The sequence below is a fragment of the Oharaeibacter diazotrophicus genome, from assembly GCF_004362745.1.
GTDB lineage: Bacteria > Pseudomonadota > Alphaproteobacteria > Rhizobiales > Pleomorphomonadaceae > Oharaeibacter > Oharaeibacter diazotrophicus.
The window spans coordinates 570482-589633 of record NZ_SNXY01000008.1 but is presented as its reverse complement, the minus strand read 5'-3'; the positions used below and the strand labels follow the sequence as shown (position 1 = coordinate 589633).

The 19152-nt window shown below is 72.1% G+C and carries 20 protein-coding genes and 1 pseudogene; 7 read left to right on the top strand and 14 right to left on the bottom strand.

The features are described from left to right. The first annotated feature begins 124 nt into the window (after nucleotides 1-124). From EDD54_RS15020 to EDD54_RS15005, 4 genes are all read left to right on the top strand, one after another. Nucleotides 125-856: a P-loop NTPase family protein gene (locus EDD54_RS15020; protein WP_126540415.1), complete on the top strand. Its 732-nt coding sequence runs from the start codon at nucleotides 125-127 to the stop codon at nucleotides 854-856. Between the two features lie 115 nt (nucleotides 857-971). Next, nucleotides 972-1259 (top strand): YciI family protein, encoded by a 288-nt coding sequence (locus EDD54_RS15015; RefSeq protein ID WP_126540414.1) that lies wholly within the window; start codon nucleotides 972-974, stop codon nucleotides 1257-1259. A gap of 20 nt (nucleotides 1260-1279) precedes the next feature. Continuing rightward, nucleotides 1280-1693 carry an EVE domain-containing protein gene (locus EDD54_RS15010; protein WP_126540413.1) on the top strand — a complete coding sequence of 138 codons (414 nt, stop codon included), beginning with the start codon at nucleotides 1280-1282 and terminating at the stop codon, nucleotides 1691-1693. Between the two features lie 91 nt (nucleotides 1694-1784). Next, entirely contained in the window at nucleotides 1785-2444 is a 660-nt protein-coding gene (locus tag EDD54_RS15005) for a class I SAM-dependent methyltransferase (protein ID WP_207620505.1), read from the top strand. A gap of 20 nt (nucleotides 2445-2464) precedes the next feature. Here the strand turns inward: EDD54_RS15005 and EDD54_RS15000 are convergent, their stop codons facing one another. From EDD54_RS15000 to tesB, 8 genes are all read right to left on the bottom strand, one after another. Further along, on the bottom strand, nucleotides 2465-3469 hold the full coding sequence (locus EDD54_RS15000) for an AI-2E family transporter (RefSeq protein WP_126540412.1): 1005 nt from the start codon (nucleotides 3467-3469) through the stop codon (nucleotides 2465-2467). A 116-nt stretch (nucleotides 3470-3585) separates the two neighbouring features. After that, nucleotides 3586-4239, bottom strand: coding sequence for a LolA family protein (locus EDD54_RS14995; protein ID WP_126540411.1), 654 nt, complete (start codon nucleotides 4237-4239; stop codon nucleotides 3586-3588). Nucleotides 4240-4375: 136 nt separating this feature from the next. Further along, the gene (locus EDD54_RS14990) at nucleotides 4376-7219 is read right to left on the bottom strand and encodes a DNA translocase FtsK (protein ID WP_126540410.1); all 2844 of its coding nucleotides are present in this window, start codon (nucleotides 7217-7219) and stop codon (nucleotides 4376-4378) included. After that, nucleotides 7216-8415, bottom strand: coding sequence for an aminotransferase class I/II-fold pyridoxal phosphate-dependent enzyme (locus tag EDD54_RS14985; protein WP_126540409.1), 1200 nt, complete (start codon nucleotides 8413-8415; stop codon nucleotides 7216-7218). Before EDD54_RS14985 ends, EDD54_RS14990 begins: the two co-directional genes overlap by 4 nt. A gap of 205 nt (nucleotides 8416-8620) precedes the next feature. After that, the gene (locus EDD54_RS14980) at nucleotides 8621-8959 is read right to left on the bottom strand and encodes a P-II family nitrogen regulator (RefSeq protein WP_126540408.1); all 339 of its coding nucleotides are present in this window, start codon (nucleotides 8957-8959) and stop codon (nucleotides 8621-8623) included. 245 nt (nucleotides 8960-9204) lie between these two features. Then, nucleotides 9205-10614: an ammonium transporter gene (locus EDD54_RS14975; RefSeq protein ID WP_126540407.1), complete on the bottom strand. Its 1410-nt coding sequence runs from the start codon at nucleotides 10612-10614 to the stop codon at nucleotides 9205-9207. 136 nt (nucleotides 10615-10750) lie between these two features. After that, nucleotides 10751-11089, bottom strand: a complete 339-nt coding sequence (locus tag EDD54_RS14970) for a P-II family nitrogen regulator (protein ID WP_126540406.1) — start codon at nucleotides 11087-11089, stop codon at nucleotides 10751-10753. 374 nt (nucleotides 11090-11463) lie between these two features. Next, nucleotides 11464-12327: an acyl-CoA thioesterase II gene (gene tesB, locus EDD54_RS14965; RefSeq protein ID WP_126540405.1), complete on the bottom strand. Its 864-nt coding sequence runs from the start codon at nucleotides 12325-12327 to the stop codon at nucleotides 11464-11466. A 168-nt stretch (nucleotides 12328-12495) separates the two neighbouring features. Here tesB and EDD54_RS14960 point away from each other — a divergent pair, with 168 nt between their 5' ends. After that, entirely contained in the window at nucleotides 12496-13719 is a 1224-nt protein-coding gene (locus tag EDD54_RS14960) for a ubiquinone biosynthesis hydroxylase (RefSeq protein ID WP_126540404.1), read from the top strand. A gap of 28 nt (nucleotides 13720-13747) precedes the next feature. Here the strand turns inward: EDD54_RS14960 and EDD54_RS14955 are convergent, their stop codons facing one another. Then, a complete protein-coding gene (locus EDD54_RS14955) occupies nucleotides 13748-14203 on the bottom strand; it encodes a L,D-transpeptidase family protein (protein WP_245515779.1) in 456 nt (151 codons plus the stop codon). A 207-nt stretch (nucleotides 14204-14410) separates the two neighbouring features. Here EDD54_RS14955 and EDD54_RS14950 point away from each other — a divergent pair, with 207 nt between their 5' ends. Both EDD54_RS14950 and EDD54_RS14945 read left to right on the top strand, forming a co-directional pair. Beyond that, nucleotides 14411-15094 (top strand): response regulator transcription factor, encoded by a 684-nt coding sequence (locus EDD54_RS14950; protein ID WP_126540403.1) that lies wholly within the window; start codon nucleotides 14411-14413, stop codon nucleotides 15092-15094. Between the two features lie 157 nt (nucleotides 15095-15251). Further along, nucleotides 15252-15716 (top strand): cyclic nucleotide-binding domain-containing protein, encoded by a 465-nt coding sequence (locus tag EDD54_RS14945; RefSeq protein WP_126540402.1) that lies wholly within the window; start codon nucleotides 15252-15254, stop codon nucleotides 15714-15716. Between the two features lie 105 nt (nucleotides 15717-15821). Here EDD54_RS14945 and EDD54_RS14940 read toward each other — a convergent pair whose 3' ends face one another. From EDD54_RS14940 to rpsP, 5 genes and pseudogenes are all read right to left on the bottom strand, one after another. Then, on the bottom strand, nucleotides 15822-16640 hold the full coding sequence (locus EDD54_RS14940; protein ID WP_126540401.1) for an exodeoxyribonuclease III: 819 nt from the start codon (nucleotides 16638-16640) through the stop codon (nucleotides 15822-15824). 82 nt (nucleotides 16641-16722) lie between these two features. After that, a pseudogene (rplS, locus tag EDD54_RS14935) lies at nucleotides 16723-17139 on the bottom strand (50S ribosomal protein L19); the annotation flags it as partial. 171 nt (nucleotides 17140-17310) lie between these two features. Beyond that, nucleotides 17311-18048: a tRNA (guanosine(37)-N1)-methyltransferase TrmD gene (gene trmD, locus EDD54_RS14930; protein WP_281010178.1), complete on the bottom strand. Its 738-nt coding sequence runs from the start codon at nucleotides 18046-18048 to the stop codon at nucleotides 17311-17313. Then, nucleotides 18045-18629 carry a ribosome maturation factor RimM gene (gene rimM, locus EDD54_RS14925; RefSeq protein ID WP_126540399.1) on the bottom strand — a complete coding sequence of 195 codons (585 nt, stop codon included), beginning with the start codon at nucleotides 18627-18629 and terminating at the stop codon, nucleotides 18045-18047. Before rimM ends, trmD begins: the two co-directional genes overlap by 4 nt. A gap of 166 nt (nucleotides 18630-18795) precedes the next feature. Next, nucleotides 18796-19149, bottom strand: a complete 354-nt coding sequence (rpsP, locus tag EDD54_RS14920; RefSeq protein WP_126540398.1) for a 30S ribosomal protein S16 — start codon at nucleotides 19147-19149, stop codon at nucleotides 18796-18798. Between the last annotated feature and the right edge of the window lie 3 nt (nucleotides 19150-19152).

Genomic DNA, 19152 nt, shown 5'->3' with positions numbered 1-19152 from the left:
ACCTTCCTCTTCTTCCTCGCCGCCCTCGGAATCTGGGTCGTCTCCACACTCGTCTTCTACTCCGTCAGGGACCACGCCCACTGACCGAGCGGGCGGATCCGCTCCGAGCCCGGGAAATGCCGCCGTGATCGTCTTCGACCGCGTCTCGACGACCCTCCACAAGCCGCGCCGGCACACCGTCGTGCTCGACCGCTGCAGCGTGACCTTCCCGACCGACCGGGTCGTCGGGCTCCTGGCGCATCCGAGAACCGGCAAGTCCACCGTGCTGCAATTGTCCTCGGGCGCGATCGAGCCCGAGCGCGGCCGCGTCCGCAGGTCCGGCATCATGTCCTTCCCGGTCGGGACGGCGTCGCCCTACAATGCCCAGCTGACGCTCAGGGAGAATCTCGTCTTCATCTGCCGGCTCAACGGCTTCGACCCCAAGCCGGTGATCGCCTTCGTCGCCGACTTCGCCAACCTCGGCGCGGTCCTGGACCGCAAGTTCGGCGCGATCGAGAAGGATCACCGCGCCGAATTCCTGTACAGCGCGTCCTACGCGATGCCGTTCGACATCTACGCCGTCGACGACAACCTCGTCGCCGGCAGCACCGATTTCCGCGCCCGGCTCGACGAACTCGCCCGCGAGCGCATGGAATCGGCCGGCTTCGTGATCGCCACCTCCGCCCCGCAGGTCCTCAAGAAATACTGCACCGCCTTCTTCGTCCTGAAGGACCACACGATCGTGGAGGTCGGGAGCCCGGACGAGGCCGTCGCCCATCTCGGGCCCCGGCCGAAGCGTGGCGCCGGCACGAACGACGAGGACGGCGACGGCGAGGACGACGCCCCGGCCGCCGAGGGCGACGGCCTGCTGCCCTGACACCTTTCCGCCCCGGCGCCCGCTGCCCCCTGACGCGGCGCGCGCCCCCTTGCCGCCGGCGCGGGGGCTCTCTACGGTCCGGCTCGACCGACCGATCCGGAGGGACCCGCCCGCCATGCTGTTCGCCGTGACCTGCCTCGACAAGCCCGGCCACGCCGCCGTGCGCACCGACAACCGCGCCGCCCACCTGGAATTCCTGAAGGCCAACGCCGCCGCGGTGAGGATCGCCGGCCCGTTCACCTCGGACGACGGCACCGCCATGGTCGGTTCGCTGCTGGTGGTCGAAGCCGAGGACCGCGCCGCGCTCGACGCGCTGCTGGCGGCCGATCCCTACGCCGCCGCCGGCCTGTTCGAGAGCGTCGTCGTGCGCCCGTGGCGCTGGGTGATCGGCAAGCCGGACTGAGCCGCGCCTGGAGGGGGACGATGGCCCATTGGCTGTTCAAGAGCGAACCGGCGTCCTGGTCCTGGGACCAGCAGAAGGCCGCCGGCGCCGCCGGCACCGCCTGGACCGGCGTGCGCAACTACCAGGCCCGCAACTTCATGCGGGCGATGCGCCTCGGCGATCGCGGCTTCTTCTACCATTCCAACGAGGGCCTCGCGATCGTCGGCATCGTCGAGGTCTGCGCGCTGTCCCATCCGGATCCGACCACCGAGGATCCGCGCTGGGACTGCGTCGACCTCCGCGCCGTCGAGGACGTGCCGCGCCCGGTGACGCTCGCCGCCGTCAAGGCCGAGCCGCGCCTCGCCGGCATGAGCCTCGTCACCTCGTTCCGGCTGTCGGTGCAGCCGGTCACGGACGAGGAATGGGCGATCGTGCGCGAGATGGGCGGGTTCTGACGCCCGTTCCGTGAGGTCCCGACTCGTCGGAGCCTTGCGGGACCGTAACGACATCGCCGCCGCGGCCCCGCCGCCCCGAGGAGTTCGAGCCTTGCCCGCGACCCCGATCGGCGACCCCGCCGCCTTCATCCGCGCCGAGACGCGGCTCCTCGCGCCGCCGCACGTGCCGGAGATCCGTCTCCACCTCGCCGACGAGGCGATCGGCCTGTGGCACCGCACCGAGGAGGAACTCGGCGCCATGGGCCTGCCGCCACCCTACTGGGCCTTCGCCTGGGCCGGCGGACAGGCCCTCGCCCGCCACGTGCTCGACAATCCGGCGATCGTGCGCGGCCGGACCGTGCTCGACTTCGCCTCCGGCTCCGGCATCGTCGCCATCGCCGCGGCGAGGGCCGGCGCCGCCCGCGTCGTCGCCTCCGACATCGACGGCTTCTCGCTCGCCGCCATCGCGCTCAACGCGGCCGAGAACGGCGTCGCCGTCGAGGTCGAGGGCCGCGACCTGCTGGCGCTCGGTTCGGACGGCTACGACGTGGTGCTCGCCGGCGACGTCTTCTACGAGAAGCCCATGTCCGACAAGGTCGAGCCGTTCCTCCGCGCCGCCGAGGCACGCGGCGCTACCGTCCTGTTCGGCGACCCCGGCCGCGCCTACGTGCCGAAGACCGGCGTCGAGGCGGTCGCCGAGTACACCGTCCCGGTGACGCGGGCGCTCGAGGACGGCGAGATCAAGCGCACGAAGGTCTGGCGCTTCGTTTGAACAGGCGTCGGGCCGGTCGTTCACACCAGTCCGCGGCTCGACAGCTCTTCCTTGAGGTAGGCGTAGAACACCGGCGCGGCGATCAGGCCTGCGATGCCGAAGACCGATTCCATCACCAGCATCGCGGTCAGCATCTCCCAGGCGCGCGCGTTGATCCGCGAGCCGATGATGCGGGCGTTGATGAAGTATTCGAGCTTGTGCACGAAGATCAGGAAGGCGAGCGAACCGACCGCCGCCAGCGCCGACACGCTGAGGCTGACGACGACGATCACGGTGTTCGAGATGATGTTGCCGATCACCGGCAAGAGGCCGGCGATGAAGGTCACCGCGATCATGGTCTTGACCAGCGGCAGATCGATGCCGAAGCGCGGCAGGATCACGGTCAGGTAGATCGCCGTCAGCACCGTGTTCAGCGCGGAGATGCGGATCTGCGCGAATACCACGCGCCGGAACGAGGTGCAGAGCCGGTGCCAGCGCTCGCGCAGCGCCGCCGCCAGCGGTGCCGGGTTGTCGGTCGACGGCATCGAGTGGCGGAACAGCAGCAGCCCGCCGATGATGAAGCCGATGAAGACGTGCACGAGGACCCGGCCGACCTCCTGACCGATGCGCTGGAACTCCCAGGCGTGGTCCTGCAGCACCTTGGCGGCGACGGCCTGGAGGTCGTCGGCGCTGTCCGGCAGGTGCTCGCTCGCCCACGGCGGCAGATAGGTGCGAGCGCTCTCGACCACCTCGGCCATCTTGCGCAACAGGGCGGCGACGCTCTCCGATCCGTTGGTGAGGAAGGGCACCGCCGCGAGGATCACGATGGTGAGGCCGAGCGAGATCACGCCCGTGAACAGCACCAGCGCCACCGCCTTGCCGACCTCGTGGTCGAGCCCGGCGCTGCGCCTCAGCCAGGGCGCGATCAGCAGCACGGTCTCGTGCACCATCAGGCCCGCGAGCAGAGCCGCGAGCAGGCCGAATTTCAGCGCGAGGGCGAGCGCCGCCCCTGCGATCAGGAAGGACGACAGTTCGATGCGGCTCAACGGCGGATCTCCACGGGAACGGCCCCGCCGTTCACCCCCGGGCACGGACCATATTCAGCCCGCCCCGCCGCGGCAACCACGCAGCCGCGGGCCGGCGGCGACACCGGCCGGCGACGTCAGCGATACTTGGAGTATTCGATCTGGAACCACTTCGGATTGGTCGCGGTGCCGGTCTTGACCTCGTAGACCGCCACCGTGGTGTCGAGACCCTGGGCGTCGGTCACCGTCCACTGCTTCAACTCGATGGTCCGGGCGTCGAAGATCAGCGTCAGCTGGCCGGCGCCGTAGACGGCGTCGTCCTGCAGCACCACGGTGATCAGGTCGGCGTCGGCCGACACCGCCCTGACCGCGGCCTCGCGGGTGAGGTCGATGTTCTTCTCGAGGAGGAAGCGCAGCGGCGTCTCGGACAGGAGCAGCAGCGTCTGCTCCTTGGCCGCCTTGTCGTCGATCGCCACCGTCTTGCCGTCGGCGATGATGTCGAGCTGGGACGGCGGATAGTAGCGGAAGCGCATCTTGCCCGGCCGGTCGATGACGAAATAGCCGGTGGTCTGCGCCCCGTCCGGACCGGTCTGGACGAACTTGCCCTCGATGGTCGTGACCGAGTTGAAGTACTTGTTGACCGCGTCGACGGTCGCGCGCTGCTCTGGCGACAGACCGGCGAGATTGGGCGCCGCGGCCGCCGGTGCGGCCAGGAGCGCCGCGGCGAGACCGGCGGCGGCGAGACCACGCGCGACGCGGGCGAAGCGGCGAGCGATCGGGGCGAAGGTCATCGGGACGGGTCCTCCACCGGCGACGATGCCGGCGTTCCAGATACGGGGCCGCGATGGTAGCGCGGAAGATGGCGAAAGCAGGTTCGCAAGGGCGTCGACCGACCGAAGGGCGGGCGGTGCGCGCCCCGGCGGCGGGTCACTCCTCGCCGCCCTCCACCAGGATCTCGCGCTTGCCGGCGTGGTTGGCGGGGCCGACCAGCCCCTCCTTCTCCATCCGCTCGATCAGCGAGGCCGCGCGGTTGTAGCCGATGCCGAGCCGGCGCTGGATGTAGGAGGTGGTGGCGCGCTTGTCGCGCAGCACCACGGCCACCGCCTGATCGTAGAGGTCGGCGCCGCCGTCCTCGCCCGTGCCGTTCGGCCAGGTCTCGCCGGAGGCCGGGCCGTCGCCGCCGTCCTCGTCCTCCTCGGCCGTGATCGCCTCGAGATAGTCCGGCGCCCCCTGGGTCTTCAGGTGCGCGACGATCGCCTCGACCTCCTGGTCCGACACGAAGGGGCCGTGGACGCGCTGGATGCGGCCGCCGCCGGCCATGTAGAGCATGTCGCCCTGGCCGAGCAGTTGCTCGGCGCCCTGCTCGCCGAGGATGGTGCGGCTGTCGATCTTCGACGTCACCTGGAAGGAGATACGGGTCGGGAAGTTCGCCTTGATCGTGCCGGTGATGACGTCGACCGACGGGCGCTGTGTCGCCATCACCACGTGGATGCCGGCGGCGCGGGCCATTTGGGCGAGACGCTGGACGGCGCCCTCGATCTCCTTGCCCGCCACCATCATCAGGTCGGCCATCTCGTCGATGATGACGACGATGAAGGGCAGCGGCCCGAGCTCCATCTCCTCGGTCTCGAAGATCGGTTCGCCGCTGCGGGCGTCGAAGCCGGTCTGGACGGTGCGGGCGAGGGTCTCGCCCTTCTCGGCCGCCTGCAACACCCGGGCGTTGTAGCCCTCGATGTTGCGGACGCCGATCTTCGACATCTTCTTGTAGCGGTCCTCCATCTCGCGGACCGTCCACTTCAGCGCCACCACCGCCTTGCGCGGGTCGGTGACCACCGGCGACAACAGGTGCGGGATGCCGTCGTAGACCGACAGCTCCAACATCTTCGGGTCGATCATGATCAGCCGGCACTCCTCCGGCGTCAGCCGGTAGAGCAGCGACAGGATCATGGTGTTGATCGACACCGACTTGCCCGAGCCGGTGGTGCCGGCCACCAGCATGTGCGGCGTGCGCGCGAGATCGACGATCACCGGCTCGCCGCCGATGGTCTTGCCGAGGGCGAGGGCGAGGCGCGACTTGGTGCGCTCGAAGTCCTGCGAATCGATCAGCTCGCGCAGGAACACGGTCTCGCGGGTGGAATTGGGCAGCTCGATGCCGATCGCGTTCTTGCCGGGGATCACCGCGACGCGCGCCGCTACCGCGCTCATCGAGCGGGCGATGTCGTCGGCGAGGCCGATCACGCGGCTCGACTTGATGCCCGGCGCCGGCTCGAGCTCGTAGAGCGTGACGACCGGACCCGGGTGGACGTTGAGGATCTCGCCCTTGATGCCGAAGTCCTCGAGCACGCCCTCCAGCAGGCGGGCATTCTGTTCCAGCGCGTCGGTGGAGATCCGCGGCGCCGCGCCCGGCTGCGTCCGCGGCGGCGACAACAGGTCGACCGGCGGCAGCTGGAAGCCGTCGGGGTCGAGCAGCGACAGCTGCGTCGCACCGGAGCGGCGGCTCGGCTGGATCGGCGCGGCCGGGGCGCGGACGCGGCCGGCGGGACGCTCGGGCGCCGGCGCGGCGGCGCCGATCTTCGCGGCGGGACCGCGCAGCGGCGTGGTGCGCACCTGGTTCGGGGCGGCGCGCGGCATCTCGACCGCGACCGGCGGCACCATGCCGTGGTCGGCGAGGCGCTCGTCGGGGTCGAAGCCTTCGCCGTCGTCCTCGCCGTCGCCGAGGTCATGGACGGGGGCGAGCGCCGGGGCGGCGTGCACCGGCGGTTCGGCCCGCCCGCCCGCCTCGGGCGCGAAGCCGTCGAGGCCGTCGTCCGGTTCGACCAGCTTGCGCACCCAGCGCGTCACGCCGCGGCGCTCGGCCGGGGCGGCGGCCGCCGGCTCGCCCGACTCCTCCATCTCTTCGCCCGGATAGGCGAAGCGCGGCCGCGCGCCGATGCCGGTCCGCCGCGAGAAGGCGCATTTCGCCGAGTACCACGCGTGGTGGAAGGCGCCGGCCATGGCGCCGAGGCCGCCGGAGCGCTCCTCCTCGTCGTCGAAGTCCTCCTCGGCGCCGACGGGCAGATCGTCGTCGTCCGTCTCGGCGCCGGCCGGGAAGCCGGAGGCGAACACCATCAGCGCTGCGGCGACCGGGCCGAGCGCGATCAGACAGGCGAGGCGGCCGGTGTCGCTGAGGACGCCGCCGGTGAAGGCGGCGGGGATCTGCAGTACGAGATCGCCGATCGCGCCGCCGAGGCCGGTCGGCAGCGGCCAGCCAGCGGTCGGCGGCAGCGCGCTCATGAAGGCCGCGCCGACGAAGGTGCCGGCGAGCCAGGACAGCCAGCGCCCCTTGGCGACGCGCGGGATCCGCCCGACGGTGAGCTGCCAGCCCCAGATCACCACCGGCGCCAGGAACAGGCCGGCGGTGAGGCCGATCAGCTGCATCACGAGATCGGCGATCACCGCGCCGGCCGGGCCGAGCACGTTGCGGACCGGACCGTCGGTGACGTGACTCCAGCTCGGGTCGTCGACCGACCACGTCGCCAGCGCCGCGGCGAGCGCGGCGACGGCGGCGATCACCGCGAGGCCGGCGGCGCCGGCGAAGTTGCGCCGGAGCGAGGCGCCGAGCCGTTCGTCGCCCGCACTGCGGCGCGGCACCGGCAGCGGCCGGTCGTCGACGCGGACCAGCGCCTTGCCGCCGCCCTCGGGGCGCGCCGGCGGACGTCGGCCGTCCTTGCCGGCGGGGCGGGGCGCGTCGTCGCGGCGCGGCGCGGGACGGCGGCGGGCTTCGACGGTCATGCGAGCACCTCGGCGATGCGGTTGAGGGCGCCCTCGGTCGGGCCGAGGTCGGCCACCATGGCGACGCGCAGGTAGCGCGCGCCGGGATTGGTTCCGTCGGGACCGGTGGCGGCGAGATAGGCCCCCGGCACGGTACGCACCCCGGCCTCGCGCCAGAGCCGTACCGCCGCGGCCTCCCCGCCGCCCCTGGTGGCGACGTCGAGCCACAGGAAGAAGCCGCCCGGCGGCGTCACCGCGCCGAAGCGCGGCGCCAGGATCCGTTCGGCGGCGGCGAACTTGAGGTCGTAGAGCCGGCGGTTCTCGGCGACGTGGGCCTCGTCGGCGAGCGCGGCGACGGCCACCGCCTGCACCGGCAGCGGCACCTGCGGCGCCGCGACGTTACGGAAGGTCGCCCAGCGCTTCAGGAAGGCGGCATCGCCCGCCGCGAAGCCGCAGCGCAGCCCGGGCAGGTTCGAGCGCTTCGACAGCGAGTTGAACGCGACGATCCGGTCGAAGCCGGCGCCGGTCCGGTCGGCCGCTTCCAGCACGCCCGGCGGCGCCGCGCCGCGCCAGATCTCGGAATAGCACTCGTCGGCGAACAGCATGAAGCCGTGCCGTCGCGCCGCCTCGATCAGGGCCGTCCAGGCGGAAAGATCCGCCACCGCGCCCTGCGGATTGGCCGGCGAGGCGTAGAACAGCGCGACGGTGCGGGCGAGGAGCGCGGGATCGACGGCTGAGAGGTCGGGCAGGAAGCCCGTCTCGGGACCCGCCGGCAGCATCACCGCCTCGGCCCCGGCCGCCTCGGCGCCGGCGGCGTAGACCTGGTAGAACGGATTGGGCAGCAGCACCGCCGGGCGCGGACCCTTCGCCCCCGCGGCGGCGCGCACCGCCTCGACGGCGGCGTAGAACAGGCCCTCGCGCGAGCCGTTCAGCGGCAGCACGCCATCGGCGCGGTCGATCGGCGTGGTGAGGCCGTAGCGGCGTTCCAGCCAGCCGGCGGCGGCATCGCGGAAGGCGTCGGTGCCGCGGATCGGCGGATAGCGGCCGAAGTCGGCGGTGGCGGCGGCGAGCACCGGCGCGACGAAGTCCGGCACCGGATGGCGCGGTTCGCCGACCGTCAGGTCGATCGGCGCGCGCCCGGGCGGGACGTCGGCGAGCAGGGCGGCCAGCCGCTGGAACGGCGAGGCGACGGCGGACGGCGCGGGCGGAGGGGACATCGGCGATTCGGCGGCGCTGCGGACGGGGCTCGGGGGCGCCGCACCGGCGGCACCCGACCCGCCGAGCTTAGGGCCGCCGGGGTTAAGCGGCCTTTAACCTTGCCGGCCCGGCCGTGCCCCAGCGCCATGTCGCATTCGCATGGCTCGGAACCCCGGCTTGCGACGACGGCCGGTCGGCGCGGACCGAGGCCCGCGCCGGGATGCGTCACAGCGCGTCGGTATCGGTCTCGCCGGTGCGGATGCGCATGGCCTGTTCGATCGCGTGGACGAAGATCTTGCCGTCGCCGATCTGGCCGGTCTTGGCGGCGGCGACGATGGCGTCGACCACCTTGTCGACCTGCTCGGAGGCGACGGCGACCTCGATCTTCAGCTTGGGCAGGAAGGACACGGCGTATTCGGCGCCGCGGTAGATCTCGGTATGGCCCTTCTGGCGGCCGTAGCCCTTCACCTCGGTGACGGTGAGGCCGTGGATGCCGAGCGCGGTGAGCGCGTCGCGCACCTCGTCGAGTTTGAAGGGCTTGATGATGGCCATGACGATCTTCATCGGATCACCTCTGCATAGGGTGGGGCGGGTGGATCGTCGCCGCGGCGGGGCGCGCCGGACGGCCGGGACCTTCCGGGAAACGATTGTGGCGGGAACGGGTTGCCTTCGCAACTGCGACAGCGCGCGGCAGGTCGCGAACGCCCCGCGAAAAAGAAGGGGCCGGCGGCACGTCCCCGTGCCGCCGGCCCCCGTCGGAAGGATCGCGAGCCCGCCGGCCGCCCCGTGGACGGCCGGCCGACGCCCGATCAGTTGTAGGCGCGCTCGCCGTGGGTGGTGACGTCGAGACCCTCGCGCTCGGCCGCCTCGGTGACGCGCAGGCCGACGATCGCCTTGGTGATCATCAGCGCCACGAAGGAGACGACGCCCGACCAGATGATGCAGGTCAAGACGCCCCAGATCTGGTGGCCGACCTGGGCGCCCATCTCGTAGCCGGCGAGCGGGAAGCCGCCGAGCTTGTCCGAGGCGACGACGCCCGTGCCGATCGCACCCACGATGCCGCCGACGCCGTGCACGCCGAAGACGTCCAGGCTGTCGTCGTAGCCGAGCTTGGCCTTGAGCCAGATCACGGCCCAGGCGCAGATCACTGCGGCGATCGCACCGAGGACGATGGCACCGCCGACACCGGCGAAGCCGGCGGCCGGGGTGATGGCGACGAGGCCGGCGACGGCACCCGAGGCGGCGCCGAGCGCCGAGGCGTGACCGCGGGTCAGCCACTCGACGAAGGACCAGGCGAGGGCCGCGGCGGCAGTGGCGACGATGGTGTTCAGCAGCGCCTGGGCGGCGAGGCCGTTGGCCTCGAGGTTGGAGCCGGCGTTGAAGCCGAACCAGCCGACCCACAGCAGGCAGGCGCCGACGATGGTCCAGACGAGGTTGTGCGGGGCCATCACGTCCTTGCCGTAGCCGACGCGCGGGCCGACCACGAGAGCAGCCACCAGACCGGCCACACCGGCGTTGATGTGCACGACGGTGCCGCCGGCGAAGTCGTAGGCGCCGATCGCGAACAGGTAGCCCGACGGGGTGTCGGTCGGCGCGCTCGGGCCGCCCCACCACCAGACCATGTGGGCCATCGGCAGGTAGGAGAAGGTGAACCACAGCACCAGGAACACCAGCACCGCCGAGAACTTCATGCGCTCGGCGACGGCGCCGATGATGAGGGCCGGGGTGATCGCGGCGAAGGTCAGCTGGAAGATCACGAAGGTGAGTTCGGGGATGAACACGCCCTTGGTGAAGGTCTCGGCCAGCGAGTCGAGGCCGACGCCGGCGAGGAACATCTTCGAGAGCCCGCCGAAGAACGGCGTCAGCGCGGTCGCCTCGGCCGGGGTGGCGGCGCCGGTGAAGGCGACGGAGTAGCCGTAGACCACCCAGAGGATCGCGATCAGCGAGAAGCCGACGAGCACCTGCATCAGGACCGACAGGATGTTCTTGGCGCGCACGAGGCCGCCGTAGAACAGCGCGAGGCCCGGAATCGTCATCAGGATCACGAGGATGGTCGACAGGAGCATCCAGGTGGTGTCGCCCTTGTCGGGGACCGGCACGGCGGGCGCGGCGGCGGCGGCGGCGTCGGCCGCCGGAGCCGCGGCGTCCTGCGCGAACGCCACGGCGGCCGTCATCGCCAGGATCGGCGCGGCGGCGAGCAGTGTCTTCAAGTGCTTCATCAAGAGATCCTCTCGGGATGGCGTTCTTTCCGGGTCCGGTCCGCCGGGGGCGTCCGGTCCCGCTCGTCGTCGCTGCGGTTCGTGCGGCGCGCCGCCGGAGCGCGCGTGCCGCCCGAACCGCAGCGTTGCCGCCGCGTCAGAGCGCGTCGGTGTCGGTCTCGCCGGTGCGGATGCGGACGGCCTGCTCGATCGAGGTCACGAAGATCTTGCCGTCGCCGATCTGGCCGGTCTTGGCGGCGGCGGCGATCGCCTCGACCACCTTGTCGGCCTGCTCGGACGCCACGGCGACCTCGATCTTCAGCTTCGGCAGGAAGCTGACGGCGTATTCGGCCCCGCGGTAGATCTCGGTGTGCCCCTTCTGGCGCCCGTAGCCCTTCACCTCGGTGACCGTGAGGCCGTGCACCCCGAGCGCGGTGAGCGCGTCGCGCACCTCGTCGAGCTTGAACGGCTTGATGATGGCCATGACGATCTTCATGGATGTCCTTCCGATCCGGTCTTGCGCACGCCGTACGGAGACCCGGCCCCCGCTGGCGCCTCCGCTGGCCGACGGCCCCGGAGCGGGGCGCGAAGGCTCTCGACGACCGGACTGGAATCAATCTTCGTGCCAACGTCGGCGCCGACGCGAAATCGGCCGGCAACCGCCGGGAGTCCGCGGCCGCGACGGCACGGCGACGGACTCCGGGCGGCGGCGAAGCGCCCCACCGAACGGTAAATGTTCAAACAATGGGCAGATGCCTGCTGTTTGGACGCCGCGTAAATGAGCAAACGGCACGTCGGCGATCCGCCGCCACGAAGCCGCCACGGCGGCGGCGCGCCCTGCCCGTGCACGGCCCGAGCCGGCGCGGACGATCACCCGGGCTTGCGCACGCGGATCAGCCCTTCCTGAGCGGTCGAGGCGACGAGGCGGCCGCCGCGGTCGTAGAGCGAGCCGCGGGTGAAGCCGCGCCCGCCCGACGACGACGGGCTGTCCATGGCGTAGAGCAGCCATTCGTCGGCGCGCGGCTCGCGGTGGAACCACATGGCGTGGTCGAGGCTGGCGACCTGGAGGTGCGGGTCGAACACCGAGCGCCCGTGCACGACGAGGGCAGTGTCGAGCAGCGTCATGTCGGAGAGATAGGCGAGCACGGCGCGGTGCAGCGCCGGATCGTCCGGCAGCGGCGCCGAGGCCCGGACCCACAGCGCCTGCCGCGGGTCGGACGGCGTCTTGCCGGCGTAGCGCGAGAAGTCGGTGGGACGGAGCGTCAGCGGCCGCGGCCGCGCCCAGTAGCGCTTGACCGGCTCGGGCGCGAACTGGTCGATGAAGGCCTTGATCTGCGCCTCGTCGGGCAGATCCTCCGGCATCGGCACGCCCGTCATGTCGATCTGGTGCTCGAGCCCGTCCTCGACCGCCTGGAACGAGGCCGACATCGAGAAGATCGGCCGGCCGTGCTGGATCGCAACGACCCGGCGCGTCGTGAACGAACCGCCGTCGCGGATGCGGTCGACCTCGTAGACGATCGGCACCTTGGGATCGCCGCCGAGCAGGAAGTAGCAGTGCAGCGAGTGCACCGGCCGCGACGGATCGACGGTGCGCGCCGCGGCCACCAGCGCCTGCGCCACCACCTGGCCGCCGAACACGCGCTGCCAGCCGAATCCCGGGCTCTGGCCGCGGAAGAGGTCGTGCTCCAGCGTCTCGAGGTCGAGGATCGCGACGAGTTCGTCGACGGCGGTCATTTCGCGCGACCATGCATTTCGGGTGAACCTGCTCTGGGGGCTCGCCGCGCCGGGCCCGGCGCGCTAGAACCCTCGCCATCTGGACCCGGCGCGACGTCAGCGTCAAGACGAGCTTCCGTGAACGGAAGCTCGCCGCCGTCGGGTCCGCGGCGACCGCGGGAGCTGGTGATGACCGATCGAACCGACGTCGTGATCGCGGGCGGTGGCTACGTCGGCCTGTCGCTCGCCCTCGGTCTCGCCCGCGCGGTGCCCGGCGTCCGCGTCGCCGTGGTCGACCTCCGGCCCTGGCGCGACCTCGCCGGCGACCCGCGCGCCTCGGCGATCGCCGCCGCCGCCCGGCGCATGCTGACGACCCTCGGCGTCTGGGACGCCATCGAGCCGACCGCGGAGGCGATCCGCGAGATGATCGTCACCGACAGCCGCCTCGAGGACGCGGTCCGGCCTGTGTTCCTCACCTTCGACGGCGTCACCGCCGGCGGGGAGCCCTTCGCCCACATGGTGCCGAACGGCGCGATGGTGAGCGCGCTCGGTGCCGCCGCCGAAGCGGCCGGGGTCGCGATCCTCGCGCCCGAGCGGGTCGCCGACTTCTCGGCCGACGGCGGGCGCGTCGAGGTCCGCCTCGCCGGCGGCCGGCGGATCGCCGCCGGCCTCCTGGTCGCGGCCGACGGCGTACGCTCGCGCCTGCGCGGCCTCGCCGGCATCCGGACCACCACCTGGGACTACGGCCAGTCCGGCATCGTCACCACCATCGAGCACGACCGCGACCACGAGGGCCGCGCCGAGGAGCACTTCCTGCCGGCCGGGCCCTTCGCGGTGCTGCCGCTGAAGGGCGGCCGGCGCTCGTCCCTGGTCTGGTCGGAGAAGACCGCGCTCGCCGACCGCCTCGTCGCCGGCGACGACCTCGTCTTCGAGACCGAGCTGCAGCGCCGGGTCGGCCACCATCTCGGCGAGGTCCGGCTCGCCGGCCCGCGCGCGGCCTATCCGCTCGGCCTCACCCTCGCCCGCGACTTCGTCGCGCCGCGCTTCGCGCTCGTCGGCGACAGCGCCCACGGCATGCACCCGATCGCCGGTCAGGGCCTCAACATGGGCTTCCGCGACGTCGCCGCGCTGGTCGAGGTGCTGGCCGAGGCGCTCCGGATCGGCCGCGACCCCGGCGCCCTCGACGTCCTCGACGACTACCAGCGCTGGCGCCGCTTCGACACCTGGCAGATGGCCGCCACCACCGACGTGCTGAACCGGCTGTTCTCCAACGACGCCGCGCCGGTGCGCATGGTCCGCGACGTCGGCCTCGGCCTCGTCGAGCGGCTGCCCTTGCTGAAGCGCTTCTTCATCGGCGAAGCCGCCGGCATCGGCCGGGGCACCCCGCGCCTGCTCGCCGGCGAGCCGGTCTGAGCGCCGCCGGCACCACGCCGGCGCGGTGTCAGCGGCCGAACACGACCAGGGTCCGCCGGGAGAGCCGCGGCAGGATCCGCAGCATCGCCGCGCGCGAGACCGCGACGCAGCCGGCGGTCGGCGCGAAGTCGGCTCGCGCGAGATGAAAGAAGATGGCGCTGCCGCGTCCGCGCGCCCGCGGACCCATGTTCCAGTCCAGCGCCAGCACCACGTCGTAGAGGCCGTCGTCGCGCCACATCGCCTCGGCGCCCGCGGGATAGGGCAGGCGGACCGGGCGGTTGTAGTTGCGGTCGGCGCTCGCGTCGCACCAGCCGTCGTCGCGGCGGAGTGTGCGGAGCGGCACCCCGGAGGCCGGTCGGACGGAGAAGCGGTCCGGCCGGTACCAGCCGCCGAGCACGGCGAAGGCGCCGCGCGGCGACGCGCCGTCGCCCTCGCGCTTGACGGCGACGACGCCGGAGCGCCCGATCGCGCAGGGAACGTCCACCCCGCCGCCGACCAGACGGCCGCGCCGACCGCCCGCACAGGTCGTCGCGACGCGAAGACGCGTGATCGCGCCGCGTTTCGCTGTCACGATTGCGTGCCGATTGTCCACGGAGCTTGCGTCCTCTGGCCGATCCGGCTTGTGTGGTGCACTGTTTCGCGGCGAATCCGTCCGCGGCGGACCGCCACTTCCGACTGTTACGGGGTTTCCATGACCGCCCGCAAGATCCTCATCGTGGACGACGATCCCGATCTCCGGGAGGCCCTCGTCGAGCAGCTCTCCCTCACCGAGGAATTCGAACCGCTCCAGGCCGAAACCGCGACCAAGGGCGTGCAGACCGCCCGGGCCGCCCACGTCGACCTCGTGCTGATGGACGTCGGCCTGCCCGACATGGACGGCCGCGAGGCGGTGAAGATCCTGCGCAAGAGCGGCTTCGCCAGCCCGGTGATCATGCTGACCGGCCACGACACCGACAGCGACCAGATCCTAGGCCTCGAGGCCGGCGCCAACGACTACGTCACCAAGCCGTTCAAGTTCGCGGTTCTGCTCGCCCGCGTCCGCGCCCAGCTGCGCCAGCACGAGCAGTCCGAGGACGCGGTCTTCAACATCGGGCCCTACACCTTCCGCCCCTCGGCCAAGCTGCTGGTCGATCCCAAGGGCTCGAAGGTGCGGCTGACCGAGAAGGAGACCTCGATCCTGAAGTTCCTCTACCGGGCCGGCGAGAAGGTGATCACCCGCGACGTGCTGCTCCACGAGGTCTGGGGCTACAACGCCGGCATCACCACCCACACGCTCGAGACCCACATCTACCGCCTGCGCCAGAAGATCGAGAAGGATCCCTCCAATGCGCAGCTGCTGGTGACCGAGGGCGGCGGCTACAAGCTGGTGCCCTGACGGCGACGGGCCGCCGGCGAGCGGGAACATTTTTTCGGTCGACGACCGCCGGTTTCACCGGTCCGGCCCGTTCGAATCGCTCGCGTGCGGGCCGCGCTCCGGGTTAAGAACGACGGGATCGTCCCGTCGTTTCGCCACAAGGCCCACGCGCCCGGCCATGAGCCTCGAGTCCGACGTCCGCCTGCTGCAGCGCGTGCCGATGCTGTCCGAGTTCACCGAGGACAAGCTGCGCCTGCTCGCCTTCTCGGCGGAGAACCGCAGCTACCGGTCCGGCCAGCGCCTGTTCAGCGCCGGCGACCGCGCCGACAGCGGCTTCGTCGTCGTCTCCGGCGAGGTCGCGATCCATCCGGCCGGTCGCGACGACGTCGTGATCGAGACCGTCGGCGAGGCCGGGCTGATCGGCGAGCTCTCGATGATCGTCGAGGGCGAGCGCGCCACCACGGCGGTCGCCGTCGGCGACGTCGCCGTCATCCAGATCCGTCGGCCGCTGTTCCGCCGCATGCTCGACGAATACCCGGAGGTCGCCGAGCGGCTGCGTGGCCGCGTCGCCGAGCGGCTGGTGCGCACCACCGGCGAACTCGGCGCGGTCAAGCGCCGGCTCGACGCCATCGAGGGCGGCTGAAAGCCGCCATGCCTGTCACGGCCTCTCGGCCGGCGCCCGGTCGGGCGCTTCTCGCGCGCAACGCTCCGACCACGGGTCGGAACCTTGCGAACTCGCATTCAATCGTCAGCCGAGGTCCAGCGTCACCAGCAGCGGCGCGTGGTCGGACGGCCGGTCCCAGTCGCGGGCGTCCTTGAGGACGCGGAAGGCGGTGGCGCGGGCGGCGAGGTCCGGATGGGCCCAGACGTGGTCGAGCCTGCGGCCCTTGTCGGTGGCGCGCCAGTCCTTGGCCCGATAGCTCCACCACGTGTAGAGCCGCTCCTCGATCGGCACGAAGGTGCGGGCGACGTCGACCCAGCCGCCGGCGAGACGCACCTTCTCGAGCGCCTCGCACTCGATCGGCGTGTGGCTGACCACGTCGATCAGCGCCTTGTGCGACCACACGTCGGTCTCGTAGGGCGCGACGTTGAGGTCGCCGACCACCACGTCCGGCACGCCGCCGGAGGCACCCGGCAGCCACGCCGCCATCTCGGCGAGGAAGTCGAGCTTGTGGCGGAACTTCGGGTTGGCCTCGGGATCGGGCTCGTCGCCGCCGGCCGGGACGTAGAAATTGTGCAGCCGCACCGGCCGGCCGTTCACCGTCACCGTCGCCGCGAGGTGACGCGGGTCGACGTCCTTGCCGCAGAAGTCGCGGACCTCGACGTCGGCGAGCGGCAGCCGCGACAGGATGGCGACGCCGTGGTAGCCGCCGCGACCGCCGTTGCAGGCGACGTGCTCGTAGCCGAGCTTGCGGAAGTCCGCGCTCGGGAACTGCGCGTCCTGGCACTTGGTCTCCTGCAGGCAGACCACGTCCGGGCCGACCTCGTTGAGCAGGCGCTCGACGATCAGCCGGCGCATCCGCACCGAGTTGATGTTCCAGGTGGCGACCGTCAGCGTGGTGGTCATGGGCTCCGCCGGATGCGCAAACGAAAAGGCCCGCACGAGGCGGGCCTTGACGGGAAGGGTGACGAGCCGGGGCTCACTCGGCGGCGGCAGGGGCCGCGGCGGCCGCGCGGGCGGCCTCGTTGAGCTTGCGGGCGCGGGCGTTGGTGGCCTCGACGATGCGGGCCGACTTGCCGCGCAGATCGCGCAGGTAGTAGAGCTTGGCGCGGCGCACCTTGCCGCGGCGCACGACGTCGACCGACTCGACCAGCGGCGAATAGACCGGGAAGACGCGCTCGACGCCCTCGCCGTAGGAGATCTTGCGGACGGTGAAGCTCTCGTTGAGGCCGCCGCCCTTGCGCGCGATCACGACGCCCTCGTAGGCCTGCACGCGGGTGCGGGTGCCTTCGACGACCTTGACGTTGACGCGGACGGTGTCGCCCGGGCCGAAAGCCGGCAGGACGCGCTTGGCGGCGATCGCCGCCATCTGCTCGGCCTCGAGCTGCTTGATGATGTCGCTCATCTCAAAGAACCTTCTTCTGCCGAACGGCCAGAGCGCCCGCGATCGTCGCTGCGATGGGGGGCGAGTTCGTCGTCGGATTCTCGCGCGGAATTATGTGGCGGGCTTCGTACACGAAGGCCCGTCCGTTGTCGACTCCGGATCGCGGGTTTCTGCCCGCGCCGGCCGACGCCGTCAAGCCTCGGACCGCGATTTTCCGGCGACGTGGGCGGCATGGAGGTCCGGCCGGCGTTCCCGCGTGATCCGGAGCGCCTCGGTGCGGCGCCAGACGTCGACCTTGCCGTGGTCGCCCGACAGCAGCACCGGCGGGATCTCCTCGCCCTCGAACGCGGCCGGCCGAGTGTACTGCGGGTGTTCGAGCAGGCCGGTCTCGAAGCTCTCGGTGTGGCCGGAGGCGGCGTTGCCCATCACGCCGGGCAAGAGGCGCACGACGGCGTCGAGCACCACCAGCGCCGCCACCTCGCCGCCCGACAGCACGTAGTCGCCGATCGAGACCTCCTCGAGGCCGCGCCGGCCGATCACCCGCTCGTCGACCCCCTCGAAGCGGCCGCACAGGATCACCGCGCCCGGGCCGGCGGCGAGGGCGCGCACCCGCGCCTGCGTCAGCGGCGCGCCGCGCGGGCTCATCAGGAGGCGCGGCCGCGGATCGTCCGCGGGCGACACCGCGTCGATCGCCGCGGCGAGCACGTCGGGGCGCATCACCATGCCCGGCCCGCCGCCGGCGGGCGTGTCGTCGACGGTGCGGTGGCGGTCGGTCGCGAAGTCGCGGATCTGGGTCGCCGTCAGCGACCACGTGCCCCGCGCCAGCGCCCGCCCGGCGAGGCTGACGCCGAGCGGGCCGGGGAACATCTCCGGATAGAGCGTCAGCACGTCGGCGCGGAAGGCCGCCGCCGGGGCGGAAGCGTCGGTCACGGCGCATCCCCGCCGTCTTCGCCCGGCTCGGGCCGGGCGTCGTCGTCCAGGAGCCCCTCCGGCGGTTCGATCACGATCCGCCCGCCGGCGACGTCGACCACCGGCACCACGGCCCGCGTGAACGGCACGTGGACCGAGCGCCGGCCGGGCCGGGCGACCTCGATCAGGTCGTCGGCGCCGAAATTCTGCACGGCGACGACGGTGCCGACCGTCTCGCCCGCGGCGGTGACGACGGAAAGGCCCACGAGGTCGGCGTGGTAGAACTCGTCCTCGTCCTCCGGTTCGGGCAGCGCCGAACGGTCGACGTAGAGCTTGGTACGGGTCAGCGCCTCGGCGGCGGTGCGATCGGTCAGGCCTTCGAAGGCGACCACGAGCATGTCGTCCTTGAGCGGCCGGGCGCTCGCCACCACGAAGCGCCGGCCGCGCTCGTCGTAGAGCGGGCCGTAGTCCCGGAACGCCTCGGGATCGCCGGTGTGCGACTTGACGCGGACCTGTCCGCGCACGCCGTGCGCGGCGCCGATCTCGGCGAGGAGGACGGGGTCGGAAAGGGGTGCGGTCGGAGGGATCTGGGGTCTGGCCATGGCACCTGCCGACCACGATCGGCCGGCCGAGTCAATCCCGGGGCACGTCGCGCGGTACCCCGCGATGCGGAGGCGTCGAACGCGAAGACCCCGCACGTCGCCGCGCGGGGTCCCGGAAGCAGCACCGGCGACGGCCGACCTGGGCCGGACCGTCACGGACGCGATCTCACTCCGCCGAGGCGGCGGCGGCCTTCTCGGCGCGCTCGGCGGCGCGTTCCTTGGCCTTGGCGCCCGGCTCGGCCTTGTTCGGGTTGCTGCGCGCGGCGCGCTTGACGAGGCCGGCGGCGTCGAGGAAGCGCAGCACGCGGTCGGTCGGCTGCGCGCCGTTGGCGAGCCAGTGCCGGGCGCGCTCGACGTCGAGCTTGACGCGCTCGGCCGAATCCTTGGGCTTCAGCGGATCGAAGGTGCCGATCTTCTCGATGAAGCGGCCGTCGCGCGGCGAGCGCGCGTCGGCGATGACGATCGAATAGTGCGGGCGCTTCTTGGCGCCGCCACGGGCGAGACGGATCTTCAGCGACATTGT

What these genes read in the sequence shown, in the direction of transcription:
- EDD54_RS15015 (WP_126540414.1), top strand. Translation starts at nt 972, where the DNA reads ATGCTGTTCGCCGTGACCTGCCTCGACAAGCCCGGCCACGCCGCCGTG.
- EDD54_RS15010 (WP_126540413.1), top strand. Translation starts at nt 1,280, where the DNA reads ATGGCCCATTGGCTGTTCAAGAGCGAACCGGCGTCCTGGTCCTGGGAC.
- EDD54_RS14995 (WP_126540411.1), bottom strand. Translation starts at nt 4,239, where the DNA reads ATGACCTTCGCCCCGATCGCTCGCCGCTTCGCCCGCGTCGCGCGTGGT.
- EDD54_RS14990 (WP_126540410.1), bottom strand. Translation starts at nt 7,219, where the DNA reads ATGACCGTCGAAGCCCGCCGCCGTCCCGCGCCGCGCCGCGACGACGCG.
- EDD54_RS14985 (WP_126540409.1), bottom strand. Translation starts at nt 8,415, where the DNA reads ATGTCCCCTCCGCCCGCGCCGTCCGCCGTCGCCTCGCCGTTCCAGCGG.
- EDD54_RS14980 (WP_126540408.1), bottom strand. Translation starts at nt 8,959, where the DNA reads ATGAAGATCGTCATGGCCATCATCAAGCCCTTCAAACTCGACGAGGTG.
- EDD54_RS14975 (WP_126540407.1), bottom strand. Translation starts at nt 10,614, where the DNA reads ATGAAGCACTTGAAGACACTGCTCGCCGCCGCGCCGATCCTGGCGATG.
- EDD54_RS14970 (WP_126540406.1), bottom strand. Translation starts at nt 11,089, where the DNA reads ATGAAGATCGTCATGGCCATCATCAAGCCGTTCAAGCTCGACGAGGTG.
- tesB (WP_126540405.1), bottom strand. Translation starts at nt 12,327, where the DNA reads ATGACCGCCGTCGACGAACTCGTCGCGATCCTCGACCTCGAGACGCTG.
- EDD54_RS14960 (WP_126540404.1), top strand. Translation starts at nt 12,496, where the DNA reads ATGACCGATCGAACCGACGTCGTGATCGCGGGCGGTGGCTACGTCGGC.
- EDD54_RS14950 (WP_126540403.1), top strand. Translation starts at nt 14,411, where the DNA reads ATGACCGCCCGCAAGATCCTCATCGTGGACGACGATCCCGATCTCCGG.
- EDD54_RS14945 (WP_126540402.1), top strand. Translation starts at nt 15,252, where the DNA reads ATGAGCCTCGAGTCCGACGTCCGCCTGCTGCAGCGCGTGCCGATGCTG.
- EDD54_RS14940 (WP_126540401.1), bottom strand. Translation starts at nt 16,640, where the DNA reads ATGACCACCACGCTGACGGTCGCCACCTGGAACATCAACTCGGTGCGG.
- rimM (WP_126540399.1), bottom strand. Translation starts at nt 18,629, where the DNA reads ATGGCCAGACCCCAGATCCCTCCGACCGCACCCCTTTCCGACCCCGTC.
- rpsP (WP_126540398.1), bottom strand. Translation starts at nt 19,149, where the DNA reads ATGTCGCTGAAGATCCGTCTCGCCCGTGGCGGCGCCAAGAAGCGCCCG.